This window comes from Rhodococcus sp. DMU1, from assembly GCF_012272955.1.
GTDB classification, from domain to species: Bacteria; Actinomycetota; Actinomycetes; order Mycobacteriales; family Mycobacteriaceae; genus Rhodococcus; species Rhodococcus aetherivorans.
In genome coordinates this window covers 353,266-366,175 of the sequence record NZ_CP050953.1, presented here as the reverse complement: position 1 = coordinate 366,175, position 12,910 = coordinate 353,266, and the positions used below count along the sequence as shown (strand labels likewise).

The 12,910-nt window shown below is 64.6% G+C and carries 9 protein-coding genes and 2 pseudogenes; 10 read left to right on the top strand and 1 reads right to left on the bottom strand.

Annotated features, from left to right (window positions below; all coding sequences use genetic code 11):
• Positions 1 to 825: 825 nt before the first annotated feature.
• Positions 826 to 1,587, top strand: a complete 762-nt coding sequence (locus HFP48_RS29705) for a GntR family transcriptional regulator (protein WP_168580921.1) — start codon at positions 826 to 828, stop codon at positions 1,585 to 1,587.
• A gap of 1,336 nt (positions 1,588 to 2,923) precedes the next feature.
• On the opposite strand, the gene HFP48_RS29700 is transcribed toward HFP48_RS29705, so the two are convergent.
• A complete protein-coding gene (locus HFP48_RS29700) occupies positions 2,924 to 4,108 on the bottom strand; it encodes a thiolase family protein (protein WP_168580920.1) in 1,185 nt (394 codons plus the stop codon).
• Positions 4,109 to 4,364: 256 nt separating this feature from the next.
• Here HFP48_RS29700 and folE point away from each other — a divergent pair, with 256 nt between their 5' ends.
• From folE to HFP48_RS29660, 9 genes and pseudogenes are all read left to right on the top strand, one after another.
• Positions 4,365 to 5,018, top strand: coding sequence for a GTP cyclohydrolase I FolE (folE, locus tag HFP48_RS29695; RefSeq protein WP_168580919.1), 654 nt, complete (start codon positions 4,365 to 4,367; stop codon positions 5,016 to 5,018).
• Positions 5,019 to 5,242: 224 nt separating this feature from the next.
• A pseudogene (locus tag HFP48_RS31355) lies at positions 5,243 to 5,389 on the top strand (IS5/IS1182 family transposase); the annotation flags it as partial.
• A 398-nt stretch (positions 5,390 to 5,787) separates the two neighbouring features.
• Positions 5,788 to 6,960 carry a thiolase family protein gene (locus HFP48_RS29690; RefSeq protein ID WP_168580918.1) on the top strand — a complete coding sequence of 391 codons (1,173 nt, stop codon included), beginning with the start codon at positions 5,788 to 5,790 and terminating at the stop codon, positions 6,958 to 6,960.
• A 73-nt stretch (positions 6,961 to 7,033) separates the two neighbouring features.
• Positions 7,034 to 7,835, top strand: a pseudogene (locus tag HFP48_RS29685) (IS5 family transposase).
• 877 nt (positions 7,836 to 8,712) lie between these two features.
• Positions 8,713 to 9,105 (top strand): OB-fold domain-containing protein, encoded by a 393-nt coding sequence (locus HFP48_RS29680; RefSeq protein ID WP_168580917.1) that lies wholly within the window; start codon positions 8,713 to 8,715, stop codon positions 9,103 to 9,105.
• The gene (locus HFP48_RS29675) at positions 9,105 to 10,250 is read left to right on the top strand and encodes a thiolase family protein (RefSeq protein WP_168580916.1); all 1,146 of its coding nucleotides are present in this window, start codon (positions 9,105 to 9,107) and stop codon (positions 10,248 to 10,250) included. The genes HFP48_RS29680 and HFP48_RS29675 overlap by 1 nt, the downstream gene beginning before the upstream one ends.
• A gap of 235 nt (positions 10,251 to 10,485) precedes the next feature.
• Positions 10,486 to 11,622, top strand: a complete 1,137-nt coding sequence (locus HFP48_RS29670) for an acyl-CoA dehydrogenase family protein (RefSeq protein WP_168580915.1) — start codon at positions 10,486 to 10,488, stop codon at positions 11,620 to 11,622.
• Between the two features lie 5 nt (positions 11,623 to 11,627).
• Positions 11,628 to 12,086, top strand: a complete 459-nt coding sequence (locus HFP48_RS29665) for a MaoC family dehydratase (protein ID WP_168580914.1) — start codon at positions 11,628 to 11,630, stop codon at positions 12,084 to 12,086.
• Between the two features lie 32 nt (positions 12,087 to 12,118).
• Positions 12,119 to 12,805: an SDR family oxidoreductase gene (locus HFP48_RS29660; protein ID WP_168580913.1), complete on the top strand. Its 687-nt coding sequence runs from the start codon at positions 12,119 to 12,121 to the stop codon at positions 12,803 to 12,805.
• The last annotated feature ends 105 nt before the right edge of the window (positions 12,806 to 12,910 follow it).

Here is a 12,910-nt window from a genome sequence, read left to right as displayed (position 1 = left end):
GATTCGACAATCACGCGAGGGGCGCTCTGCATACACGAGCTGCCCATGAAGTACTTTGCAGAGCTGCGGTGAAGGTACATCTGAGCACACGTCGACGGATACCAAGGGATATTCGTGAGATTCACAGTGGTCGAGGAACAGCAGGCACTGTGCGAGGTCGTGCGGGCATTCAGCACGAAGCTCCTCGTCCGGGGTGCACGTTCGAAATGATGGCAACTACTGAGGCACACGGTCGAGCAGCCTAGTCGGCACTTTCCGAACAGATTGGTGCTTCGGAACTGGCTATACCCGAAAATCTCGATGTGGCGGATTCGGATGCAGGCAGTTGGGTGGCGTCCTCAAGGAGAGCGAGCTGCTTTCCGGTTGCACCACTGCTGTCCTCGAACGAGCTGGCGACATACGCGCTGATGCTGTCCGGGACGACGATGCGTGCGCCGAACTGCTTCCCGACATGGCCGAGAGCACAAGGCTCGGCACGCTTGCTGCGGGTGATGCCGACCTGTTGGTCGCTCCCGATGGGCAGACGTTCGCGTGGCGTGGCGAGAACCAGCGGTTGGTGACCAGACTGGAGGGGTAGGTTCTCGATGCAATGCGTACCGACTTCGTTATTGTCCTGGCGTCTACCAGATTGGGGACGTCTCCGATCGTGGTGGAACGTCCAGAGGAGCCTCCCTGTCAATCGATGGTCTCCGAGAACAGACCCATGGACGGGGGCGAGGCGTCTCAGGGAGGTGACAAAGGGAAGGTGCGTATCGCACTGCACCAGACGATGCGCTAGGCGGTACGAGTTGATATAGTTGATCTATTAGGCTATTTTACCGCCGAATGGAGGGCAATGTGTCGGTCGGTACCGAATCTTTGGTGGTACGCGTCCCGAAGGCCGGGGAGCTTGTTGCGGCACAGTTGAGACGACAGATCGTCACCGGGGAGCTCAAGGCAGGCGACCCGCTTCCGGGTGAGTCGATACTCATGGAACGGTACGGCGTCTCTCGACCGACCATGCGGGAAGCGTTCCGCATCCTGGAGTCGGAGTCCATCATCGTTGTGCTCCGAGGTGCTCACGGAGGGGCGCGCGTGCTTGCGCCCGATGAGTCCGTGGCCGCGCGCCACATGGGCTTGTTCCTTCAGTACCAGGGTGTGGCGCTGGCTGATGTCTACCGCGCGCGCGCCGAGATCGAGCTCGCAGCGTTGCGCGCTTGGGCGGGATCGGCGTCGGATCTCGACGAGTTGACCGCGCTCGTCGAAGAGGGCCGCAACTTGCTCGGGGATCCGGTCGGATTTGCGAAGCTCGATACCCGTGTTCATCAAGCGATCGTCGATCTCGCGCGATCTCAGACTATGTCGATCATGGCGGGGATGCTCCTGCACATCATGGACGCACACAACGCGCTCTACATCAGGACCCGTGGTCCGGAGCACGAGTTGGCCGTCGACGAACTCGCGTACCGTTCCTACCGGCGGTTACTCAAACTGTTGTCCGCCCAGGACATCGACGCTGCGGTGGCCCACTGGCGTCGCCATCTCGGTAAGGTGGAGGCTCACATGCTCGATGACCCTGGCACCACACTGGTCGAAGTGCTTTCGTAGCCCATTCTCGATCGGACGGGCACGTGATGTATTCATGCGCCCGTTGCCTTCTGCTCCGTGTGCTGAGGTCGATGAACGCTCGGACGGAAAGCCGCCCCGACGGCGCACAACCCTCGGGTTTGTGAACCCGACCCGTTCCGGTGACCTTCTCAACCTATGGCCGGCACCAATGCAATGACCAGAAAGCTCAAGAGACGCAGGGAAGCTCCGGGCATAGAGTTCATGGACCTGGATGGCGGAGTGTGGGAGGACGTGATGCGCGTCCACCTTCGAGCAGATTTCTGCCCGACCCGCCACGCGGTGAACTATCGGCGGAACAAGCACAGGAAGGAAATCCGTTAACGCACTCGCAGATCATCAACACTTCTTCGCCGTCCGGCCTGACGGTAACGTGGGTCGGCAAAGCGGATCTCGGCCGTGCCCGCGCACCAGTATGTGATCAGCGGCACGCAGACGTGGTCGAGGCGAATGGGAAAACTGACGAGGATGCAAGCTGCTGCAGCTTGCCGGTCCGGTGCTGGGGAGGTCGCAGCGGAGCGGAGGACCATGGGCGTGGCCGGGTCGGGCGAATCTCCCTACGGACTGAGTCCTCCCGCCTGCGGAGTTGCGATACCGAGAACGGTGGTAAGGCGCTCGTTGTGTTGCTGGCCCAGCAGCGCTCCCGCAGGGCGAGATTAGTCCCAGTCCGGCAATTCGGCGGTATCCGGGGAAAGTAGGCGGTCGAGCAGCACGATCGGTACGGCCAACAGCCACGACATCGGGACAACGAACAGATTGCTGATGGTGTTCTTCATCGCAGACCTCCTTGTTTCGGGAGATTGGGTTAGAGTGGTGGCAGTTCTGGGAACACGCGTAATCGGATCTTTTCCTGAGCAAATCAGTGTCTCGATGCGCACGATCGGACCGATCCGAGCAGTCGATATCGGTGATGCCGGCTGAAGGCGAGAGTGGGTACTCCCCAAGGTTGGACGACCTCACTGTGTCAGATTCGTCGGCAAGGGCGTCGTTGCTGCTCGTACATGTTCTTCGTCGGTCTAGCGGTATACATCTGACATTGACGAGTCGGGTGGTCAGGGGTTGCTACTGGACTGTCAGCCGTCTAGCAACCCACGATTTGATGTCTTCGGAGTCGTTCTCGGCGCCCCATGCACGCAGTGCGTCGGCGGCGTCGAGGAGTGCGTCCGACGAGGTGGTTGCCAGGAGCCTTTGAAAAGCGGTATCGGATCCGCGCTGTCCGGGTGCTGCGACGGGGACGTTGGTCATGGAACTACTCTCCTATTCAGTGAAGGGCGGGATGCGCCCCGGGTTAGGTATGCGCAGGTACTCCATCTGGTGGTCAGCGCACGCGGCGGATCAGGGCGGCCAGGGCCTGGCCGCCGCCGATGCACATGGTGACGATGCCGAGTTCGAGGTCGCGGCGCACCAGGTCCTTCGCCACCCGCAGGGTCAGGATGCCGCCGGTCGCGCCGACCGCGTGACCGAGGGCGATCGCCCCGCCGTACGGGTTGGTGCGGGCCGGGTCGAGCTTGGCGTCGCGGATCACGGCGACGGCCTGCGAGGCGAACGCCTCGTTCAGCTCGACGGTGTCGATGTCGGCCGGGGTGGTGCCGGTCTGCTCGAACAGCTTCTGCAGGGCCAGGACCGGCGCGTAGCCCATCAGCTCCGGCTCGAGCGCGGCGGTGGCGACGGACTCGATCACCGCGAGCCCACCCAGGCCCCGTTCCTGCGCGACGGACTCGCGGGCGAGGACGACGACGCCGGCGCCGTCGTTGATGCCCGAGGCGTTGCCGGCGGTGACCGTGCCGCCGGCGGCGAACGCCGGGCGCAGCTTTGCAAGGGTCTCGACGGTGGTGTCGGGCTTGGGGTGCTCGTCGGTGGTGACGACGGTGGGCGTGCGGCCGCCGATCTCGACGGGGGTGATCTCCTCGGCGAACGCGGCGCGGGCGGCGTCGGTGGCCGCGCGGCGCTGGGATTCGACGGCGAACTCGTCCTGCGCCTCGCGGCTGATGCCGTACTCGCGGGCGACGTTCTCGGCGGTGACGCCCATGTGGATGCCGTGGAACGGGTCGGTGAGCATCCCGACGGTGCCGTCGACGAGGGTGCGGTCGCCCAGCTTGTAGCCGGAGCGGGCGCCGAAGTCGTAGAACGGCATGCGGGACATGTTCTCGTCGCCGCCGGCCAGGGCCAGATCCACCCCGCCCCAGCGCATCTGCATCGCCGCCGACCAGATCGCCTGCAGACCCGAGCCGCACAACCGGTTGACGGTGTACGCCGGCACCGAGACCGGCAGCCCGGCCGCCAGCGCGACGCGACGCGCGTTGTAGGCATCCGGGCCGACCTGCCCGATGCAGCCCATGACGACCTCGTCGATGTCCTCGGCCGCCACGCCGGCGCGCTGCAGGGCCGCCTTCGCGGCGGTCGCGCCGAGTTCGTGGGCCGGCACGTCCTTGAACGCGCCGCCGAAGCTGCCGACCGGGGTACGCGCACCGTCGACGATGACGATCCGTTCCGCAGTGCTCATCTATCTCCTCACTTCCCTTTGGGGCATGGTTGTCATATACGCCCCCCGTGGTAGGCACTGTCGGTGCGTACACCGACTGACTGAGGCGCGAGACCGACAGTGCTAAGCCCGCGACTACGGCTAATCTAGCATGAAATAGCTTAATCAGTAAGCTATAAATACGGTAAGTTCTGGCCCAGCCCGATGACGACGCCGGTCGGGAGGGTGGACCTGGTCCGGGACATAGCCAAGTCGACGAGAGTGGAGGTGCGGTCCAGTGACGATGGATCCCACAACTTCTGACACAGTTTCCGTGTCGATCGGCGGCGCCGGTCATCGCCTGCGCAGCCGGGAATCGGTCCGGGCCTTCGATCAGGCTCGCGCGGAGGCGGCCGTCCGGGAACTGTTGATCGCGGTGGGGGAGGACCCCGAGCGCGAAGGTCTGCTCGACACCCCGGCCCGCGTCGCGCGGGCGTACCGGGAGATGTTCGCCGGCCTGTACACCGATCCGGACTCGGTCCTCGACAAGACCTTCGACGAGGGCCATCAGGAACTCGTCCTGGTGCGTGACATCCCGATGTACTCCACGTGCGAGCACCACCTGGTCTCGTTCCACGGGGTCGCCCACGTGGGCTACATTCCCGGCCGCACCGGCCGGGTGACCGGGTTGTCGAAGCTGGCGCGGGTGGTGGACCTGTACGCCAAGCGCCCGCAGGTGCAGGAGCGGCTGACCAGTCAGATCGCGGATGCGCTCGTGCGCAAGCTCGATCCGGTCGGGGTGATCGTCGTCGTCGAGGCCGAGCATCTGTGCATGGCCATGCGGGGCATCCGCAAGCCCGGGGCGAGCACCACCACCTCGGCGGTGCGGGGGCTGCTGCAGTCCAACTCGGCGTCGCGTGCCGAGGCCCTGGATCTGATCCTGCGCCGCTGACCGCGTGCCAGGGCAGGCGGGGGATATGTAAACGGTAGCGGTCGGTGTGACGATCCGCTATGAACACCATGGCGACCACTTCGCTCACTTCCTTCAGCTAGCGCCGCGCGCGCCTGCTGGACGAACTCGCCGATGAGACGTCCTCAAAGGATCCAACCTGCTCCGCTGCGTCGACGAACACGACCGCCAGTGATGTGGCGGGGCACCAAGGCAGTTGGGCGACCGAACGCACCTTCGACTGGCTGCACCAGTTCAAATGTCTACGCATGCGATCCGAGGCGGGGGTCGGCCTCCACCAAGGCCTACTCGAACTCGCCTGCAGTCTCATCTGTTTGAGACGACTTCGGAGATCATTCCGGGACGATCGGTAACTCAGGCGTAAGCTTGTGCCGGTCAGATACAGTTACGGCTGCGTGCCTCTTCGCTTGGCGCAATCGGTGAGGTCACTGCGAAACCCATACCGGATTGGCTTCACCGCCTACCCGAGGTTTGCTCGGCCGTGCAACCGGGGCCGTCTCCGCGGCGGCCGTACCCCCGATATCGAGGCCCACTTCGTGATCATTGCTCGCCGCCGACAAGGTCCGAGGGGCACCTCCGGTGGGACTGCGATCGCCGAAACGAGCCCACGCGATGGCTCCCTCCCCCCACGAGCAAGTTGTGGCAGTGCCTGGCGACCAACTGGGTTGACGCACATACCTATCCCTATATAGTAAACTAATTCAACTTAAACCCGGTTGCGCAGTGGCAATCGGCTGAGGACGGGAAGACCATGAGAGATGCAGTCGTGATTGCCCTGGCGCGGACGCCGATCGGAAAGCGCGGAGGAGGTTTGTCGACCCTGCATGCGGTCGATGCCTCCGCGCAGGTATTGAACGCACTCGTCGACCGGGCGGGACTCGATCCTTCCCTCATCGACGACGTGCACTGGGGCAACGTGATCAGCGTGGGCCAACAGTCCGGGAATGTTGCACGGATGGCCGTACTGGCCGCAGGCTGGCCGGAGAGCGTTCCAGGGTTCACGGTCGATCGTCAATGCGGCTCCTCGCAGCAGGCGATCTCCACTGCAGCCGCGACCGTGATCGCGGGTCACGCTGACGTGGTCGTCGCGGGCGGGGTCGAGATGATGTCGAGTGTTCCGATGGGCGCAGCCACCGTGGAAGGCACCGGCGAGATGGGCGGTCCGGCGGTGGATCGGTACGCCGACGCGCTCACGGCGCCCGGATTCGGCGGACGATTCAACCAGGGCGCGGGAGCCGAGCTCATCGCTCGGGAGTGGGGCCTGTCCCGGACACAGCTCGACGAATACTCAGTGCGTTCACACGAACGGGCCGCACAGGCACAGGGCTGGGGGGCCTTCGACAACGAGATCGTCCCTGTGCGGGTTCAAGACGACGTGGTCAGCGCTGACGAGGGAATTCGACGCGGATCGACGGTCGAGAAGCTGGCAACCCTCAAAACTCCGTTCCTGGCCGAGGGTGTGATCACCGCCGGGAACGCGTCCCAGATCTCCGACGGTGCAGCGGCAGTGCTGATCACCACTTCGGAAAAGGCATCACAACTCGGCATCCGGCCTCTGGCGCGAATCCATACGGCTGTTGTCACCGGCGACGATCCGGTCAAGATGCTCACCGGTCCCATCCCTGCGACACGGCTCGCGTTGAAGCGCGCCGGGCTGTCCATCGACGACATCGATGCTTTCGAGGTCAACGAGGCTTTTGCGTCCGTTCCGTTGGCGTGGCAGGCGGAGACCGGAGCACCCGACAGCGCCTTGAACCCCCTCGGTGGCGCGATCGCACTCGGGCATCCGCTCGGCGGATCGGGTGCCCGTCTGGCTGTGACCCTGATCAACCACCTCGTGCACACCGGTGGACGATACGGACTCCAAACAATGTGCGAGGGTGGAGGAACCGCGAACGCCACCATCTATCAGAACCTCCGATAGCCGACTGGGGCGTGTCCTGCAAATCGGGGAAGTGTCCGCATGATATCGATTCACGGTAGAAGGATGCGGTGAGCTGACCGACAAGGCATGGGCACAGATCGAACCGCTACTGCCCGCTTCAGGACGGGGTGGCCAGTGGCGCGATCTCCGGCAAGTGATCAACGCGATCTTGTGGAGGCTGCCCACCGGCGCCCCTGGCGGGACCTGCCCGAACGCTACGGACCGTGGAAAACCGCCCACGAGCGCTTACGCAAGTGGACCATGGACGACGCGTGGGAGAAGATCCTCGACGCCGCGGTCGTCAAAGACGACGCGGTCGGCGAGGTCGAGTGGATCGTCTTCGTCGACTCCATGGTGGTTCGGGCACACCAGCAGTCGAGGCCCTCGCGGTCGGGAGAGAATGCCTCGGACGCTCCCCGGGAGAACTGAGCAGCAAGGTTGACCTTGCTGTCGACGGGCGCGGGATGCCGATGAGCGTGGTCCTCACCACCGGCCAGGCCGGCGACAATCCCCAGCTGATGCCACTGCTCGAACAGATCGAGGGCGCCCGGTGGTGGGCGCCCTCGATCGCGTCCGAAGCGGTTGGTGGTGGACAAGGCCTGTTCGCATCCGAGTACCCGCGGCCTTCTGCGTGGGTGCGGGATCCGGTTCACCTGTCCGGAGTGGTCGGATCAGATGGCCACGCGGGCGGCGAAGGGATCACGGGGTGGGCGTCCACCGTCGTTCGACCGGTTCGAATGCGCGGGTCGCAACGTCGTCGAGCGCTGCATCAACCGACTCGACCACTTCCGTGACCCGGCCACCCGCTACGCCAAACGGGCGGCTACTTCCGATCCGAGTCGCTCATCGCCGCGATCGTCCTCCGACTGCATTGATTCACAGGCCAGTGCTAGTCGGTCCACCGCGTTCGTAACCGTTCACCCTTGGGCGTTGGACGTGGCCGACCGTGTTGGGATTGACCGGTCGGGTTCCCTGAGACCATCGCTTTGATGGCCGGTAACGCTCGTCGCCGCTGCGGTAGCGACAGAGGCGGGTTCGAGGACCTCGCCTCAATGGACATTGACTGAAACGATCGCTGGCCGTAGGTCTGCGTCGCTTGCGGTGACCTACTACCGCCCTCTGAAGAAGGCCAACTCTGCGCATGGTCACGCCTTATTCCGTGGGCGTGGCGCCTCGGTATCGAAAGGGGCGATGTGTTCGCGGCCGACAGGAACGAAGGCGAGCAACTGACAGCATCGGTGAGTCAGGATGATCCCTCCTTGCCGTTCTACGAGCCCAAGTCGCCAGGTGGAATTCGCCTGTGCCAGGGGTGCCGGTGACTGAACCGTTGCCGGTTCGGCATCGAGAGCATCGACGACAGCGGGGTAGTGACCAGTCGTGTGGTGTGTCCGCCGGATCAGGCACGTGGGCCGGAGGTGGCACACGGCGGATGGACCTCGGCCGTGATGGACGAGCGTGCCGGGCACACGCTGACGATGAACCGAGAGTTTGCGGTGCCGGGCACGCTCACGGTCAAGTACGTGCACCCGGTGTCCATCGGATGGGTACTGGTCGTCCGGCGTGGATCGCCCTTCGAGAGGGACGAAAGGTATTCAACAGGGCCACAATCGAATTAACGATCTCAGAAGCCTTTCTTGCGGGCGCAGGCGCGGTCAGGGTCGGACGTCCCGCCAGCACTTCGAGTCGCATCGACAGTGTCTTTCCCGCCAAAACTGTATAGATTAATAGTTTAGCTGATGATACCCTTTCGTCATGACGACATTCGTACCGCCGAGCGACTTGTTTCGGGTCGACGGTGACAGTGTGTATCTGCTTGCCTCGAGGTCATCCACGTCCGATCACCTGGTTTTTCCTGCCGAGGCCGGGCGAGAGGTCGTGGAGCTCGGACCTGAGGGTCGGCTCTATACCTGGACCAGCCAGGAGTTTCCGCCGCCGTCGCCACCGGCACTGCCGGACGGTGATTTTCGGCCGTTCGGAGTCGGCTACGTGGAGTTCCCACAGGGCCTCCTCGTGGAGGGAAGACTGACGACCTGCAATCCCGACGAGTTGACGATCGGTGGCCGCATGCGAGTGGTCCTAGTGCCCTTCGCGGGCGGAGAGATCTTCGCTTTCGCCCCGGCGGACAGAGCAGAAGGAGACCAGTAATGGCCGGCGTATCGATCATCGGCGTGGGGATGCACCCCTTCGGACGGTTCCCAGGCAAGTCTGCCCTCGACATGGGTGCGGAGGCGCTGCAGTCGGCACTCCGTGACGCCGGGATCGCCTGGCCCGATGTCCAGATGGCCTTCGCGGGCAGCCTGGAGGTGTCCAATCCGGACTCGATCGTCGGGAAGATGGGTCTCACCGGAATCCCGGTCTACGGCGTGTTCAACGGGTGCGCCACCGCGAACACCTCCCTCTCGATGGCGGCCAAGGCGATCGAGCACGGCGAGGCTGATATCGCGGTCGCTGTCGGATTCGACAAGCATCCGAAGGGCGCCTTTTCCGCCGATCCGTCGGTGCTCGGGCTCCCGGACTGGTATGCGCAGACCGGGCTCTTCCTTACTACGCACTTCTTCGGAATGAAGATCAATCGCTATATGAGCGATCACGGCATCACACCACAGACCCTCGCTCGGGTGGCGGCCAAGGCCATGCGCAACGGTGAGCGAAACGAACTGGCGTGGCGCCGGAAGCCGATGTCCGAGGAGACGATCTTGGCTGCCCCGTACCTGAACTACCCCCTGACCCAGTTCATGTACTGCGCCCCTGATGAAGGCGCAGCAGCCATCGTGTTGTGCAGGTCCGACCTGGCCCGCAAGTACACCTCCACCCCCATCACCCTGAGCGCCTCGGTATTGCGCAGTCGGCGGGAGGGAGCCTTCGAGATGCAAAGCACCTCACTGCCGCTGACCGGAGCGCCGAGTCCCACCGTCGACGCCTCGCGCGCGGCCTTCGAGATCGCCGGTCTGGGTCCGGAGGATGTCGGGGTCGCCCAGCTGCAGGACACGGACGCCGGATCCGAGATCATGCATCTCGCGGAGAACGGATTCTGCGCTGACGGCGATCAGGAGAAGCTCATCGCCGAGGGGCACACCGAGATCACCGGTGCGCTCCCGGTCAATACCGACGGCGGACTGATCGCGAACGGTGAACCGATCGGAGCGTCGGGCCTTCGACAGATCCACGAGGTCGTCCTGCAGATGCGTGGCCAGGCCGGCGCTCGGCAGATCGAGAAGGTTCCCTCGGTGGGTTACACCCATCTGTACGGCTCGCCCGGGACAGGTGCAGTCAGCATCCTGGTCCGCTGAGGGCGCCACGGGGTCCGGTGCGGCCGGATACCGGTTGTCGTCGGCTGACGCCAGATCAAGTCGTGGCACCCCGCCAGTAGATCGCGGGATTGGGCGTGCCGATTGAGTATCGAAAGGTCGACGGGGTGAGACATCCTGCAAGGCGCTACTCCCGAGCGAATGTTCCCGAGGTAGTGCCGCCGATACCCGGTGGGGATGCCGTGCGCTCACGTCGACGAGAGCCGAAGGGGTTTACATGGGATTCACGGTGACCGAGGAACAGCAGGCGCTGCGCGAGGTCATGCGGTCGTTCACGTCGAGGCATTCGTCCGAGGTGCAGGTCCGAGAACTGATGGGCACGGATGCACCGTTCGACCCTGCGGCATGGTCCGCTCTGTCCGAACAGATCGGCGCCCCGGCACTGGTGGTGCCCGAGAAGTTCGGTGGGGCCGGATTCGGGTTCGGTGAGCTGGGCATCGTCCTGGAGGAGAGCGGCCGGTCGTTGCTGGCCGCGCCACTGCTGTCGTCGAGTGTGCTGGCAACCTACACGCTGCTTCTGGCGGGGGACGAGTCCCTGGCCGACGACCTGCTGCCGGCTCTGGCGGAGGGTGGCCAGCTCGGCACTCTGGCCGCGAGTGACGACGATCTGGTGATCACGCCCTCCGGCAGGACCTCTGCCCGCCCGGATGCGGACGGGTGGCGGGTGACCGGCTCGAAGGCATACGTGCTCGATGCTGTCTGCGCGAATTTCGTGATCGTGTCGGCGCAGACCGAGTCCGGCCCGTCGCTGTTCGTCGTCGAGCTCCCCCGGGCCGAGGTCGCCGTCTCCCCGCTCACGGTGATGGATCCGACGAGGAGCTTCGCTCGGATGGAGTTCGACGATGCACCCGCACGCTTGCTGGGTAGAGCCGGAACTGCGCCGGAGATACTCGACCGGGTCGCCGACATCGCTTCGGTTGCGCTGGCCTGCGAGCAGGTGGGCGCGGCCGCCGAGGTGCTGGAACGGACCGTCGAGTACCTGAAGGTACGCACCCAGTTCGGCCGCCCCATCGGCTCCTTCCAGGCGCTCAAGCACCGGTGCGCGGACATGCTCGTCGAACTCGAGTCGGCAAGGTCCGCGGCGATCTATGCAAGCACGGCGGTCCAGGAGGAGGCCGCCGATCTCCCTCAGGCAGCGGCGATTGCCAAGACCTACTGTTCGGAGGCGTTCTATCATATCGCCGCCGAGAGCATCCAGATGCACGGTGGCATCGGCTTTACCTGGGAACATCACGCCCACCTCTACTTCAAGCGAGCCAAGGCCTCGGAGCTGCTCTTCGGGTCTCCGGCACACCATCGAGCACGACTGGAAGCACTGATCGGCCTTGTCCCGGACATGGCCGCGAAAGGGTAGTTCACATGCGTACATTCACCTCCCTCGATGACATCGTCGACGCGGTCGGCGAGGAACTCGGCGTCAGCGACTGGATCGAGATCACCCAGGACCGCATCAACCGGTTCGCCGACGCGACCGGTGATCACCAGTGGATCCATGTCGATGTGGAGCGCGCGAATGCGGAAAGCCCGTTCGGCGGTCCGATCGCGCACGGCTATCTGACGCTCTCGCTGGTGCCCATGCTCGGCTGGCAGATCTTCGAGATCACCGGTTCGAAGATGGGCATCAACTACGGATCGAACAAGGTGCGCTTCATCAACCCGGTGACGGTCGGTTCACGCCTGAGGCTTCGGGCGAAGCTGCTGTCGGCCGATGCCCTGCCGGACGGGTCGCTGCAGATGATTATCGGTCAGACGATGGAGATCGAGGGCCAGGACAAGCCGGCTCTCGGGGCGGAAACGGTGAGCAGGGTTGCGTTCTGAGCGCGATTGCGTCCGAGGAACGGGGTAGTCGCGTGGACCGTACGGTGATCGTCTCGGGTGGCAGCGGTGGCCTCGGTGCCGCCGTGGTGACCGAACTCCTCGACGACGGATGGCGTGTAGTAGTTCCGTGGATCATGGAATCCGAACTCGGACGGTTACCCGAGTCGGATTCACTCACCCTGTGCAGGGCGGACCTGCTCGAGGAGGAGCAGGTCCGTGCAGTCGTGGACACTGCGTCCCGGCTCCCTGGAGCACCGTTGAAGGCGGTGGTGAATCTGGTCGGCGGCTTCGCAATGGGTGAGCTGGTGGCTGACACCCCGATCGACGAGTTCGACCGGATGCTGCAGTTGAACCTGCGACCGCTCTACCTGCTCGCTCAAGCCGCGTTGCCAACCCTGGCCGAGGCCGGCGGTGGGTCGATCGTCGGCGTGTCGGCGCGCGCCGCCACTGTTCCGTTCGCCGGGGCCGCAGGCTACATCACCGCGAAAGCGGCCGTCGCGGCGTTCGTCGACGTGCTCGCCGTCGAGTACCGGGACGCCGGGATCAGGGCCAATGTGATCGTGCCGTCGGTGATCGACACTCCCGGCAACCGTGCCGCGCAGCCGGAATCCACTCGCCAGGGGTGGGTGTCGCCCGAGCGGATTGCCGAGACAATCGCGTTCCTCGTCTCCGATGAAGGCAGTGCGGTGAGCGGTGCCCGCATCCCGGTCTCGGGGTAGTACGAACGCAGTCGACGTCATCGAGCTCCGACCCGTCACGGATCGGAGCTCGATGACGTCGGGAGACCGTCGGGCCGCGATGGGGGAGTCGTCGCCTGCCGGCCC

Bases quoted from the DNA above. Each gene is read 5' to 3' on its own strand.
- HFP48_RS29705 (WP_168580921.1), top strand. From the start codon at position 826: ATGGAGGGCAATGTGTCGGTCGGTACCGAATCTTTGGTGGTACGCGTC.
- HFP48_RS29700 (WP_168580920.1), bottom strand. From the start codon at position 4,108: ATGAGCACTGCGGAACGGATCGTCATCGTCGACGGTGCGCGTACCCCG.
- HFP48_RS29690 (WP_168580918.1), top strand. From the start codon at position 5,788: ATGAGAGATGCAGTCGTGATTGCCCTGGCGCGGACGCCGATCGGAAAG.
- HFP48_RS29680 (WP_168580917.1), top strand. From the start codon at position 8,713: ATGACGACATTCGTACCGCCGAGCGACTTGTTTCGGGTCGACGGTGAC.
- HFP48_RS29675 (WP_168580916.1), top strand. From the start codon at position 9,105: ATGGCCGGCGTATCGATCATCGGCGTGGGGATGCACCCCTTCGGACGG.
- HFP48_RS29670 (WP_168580915.1), top strand. From the start codon at position 10,486: ATGGGATTCACGGTGACCGAGGAACAGCAGGCGCTGCGCGAGGTCATG.
- HFP48_RS29665 (WP_168580914.1), top strand. From the start codon at position 11,628: ATGCGTACATTCACCTCCCTCGATGACATCGTCGACGCGGTCGGCGAG.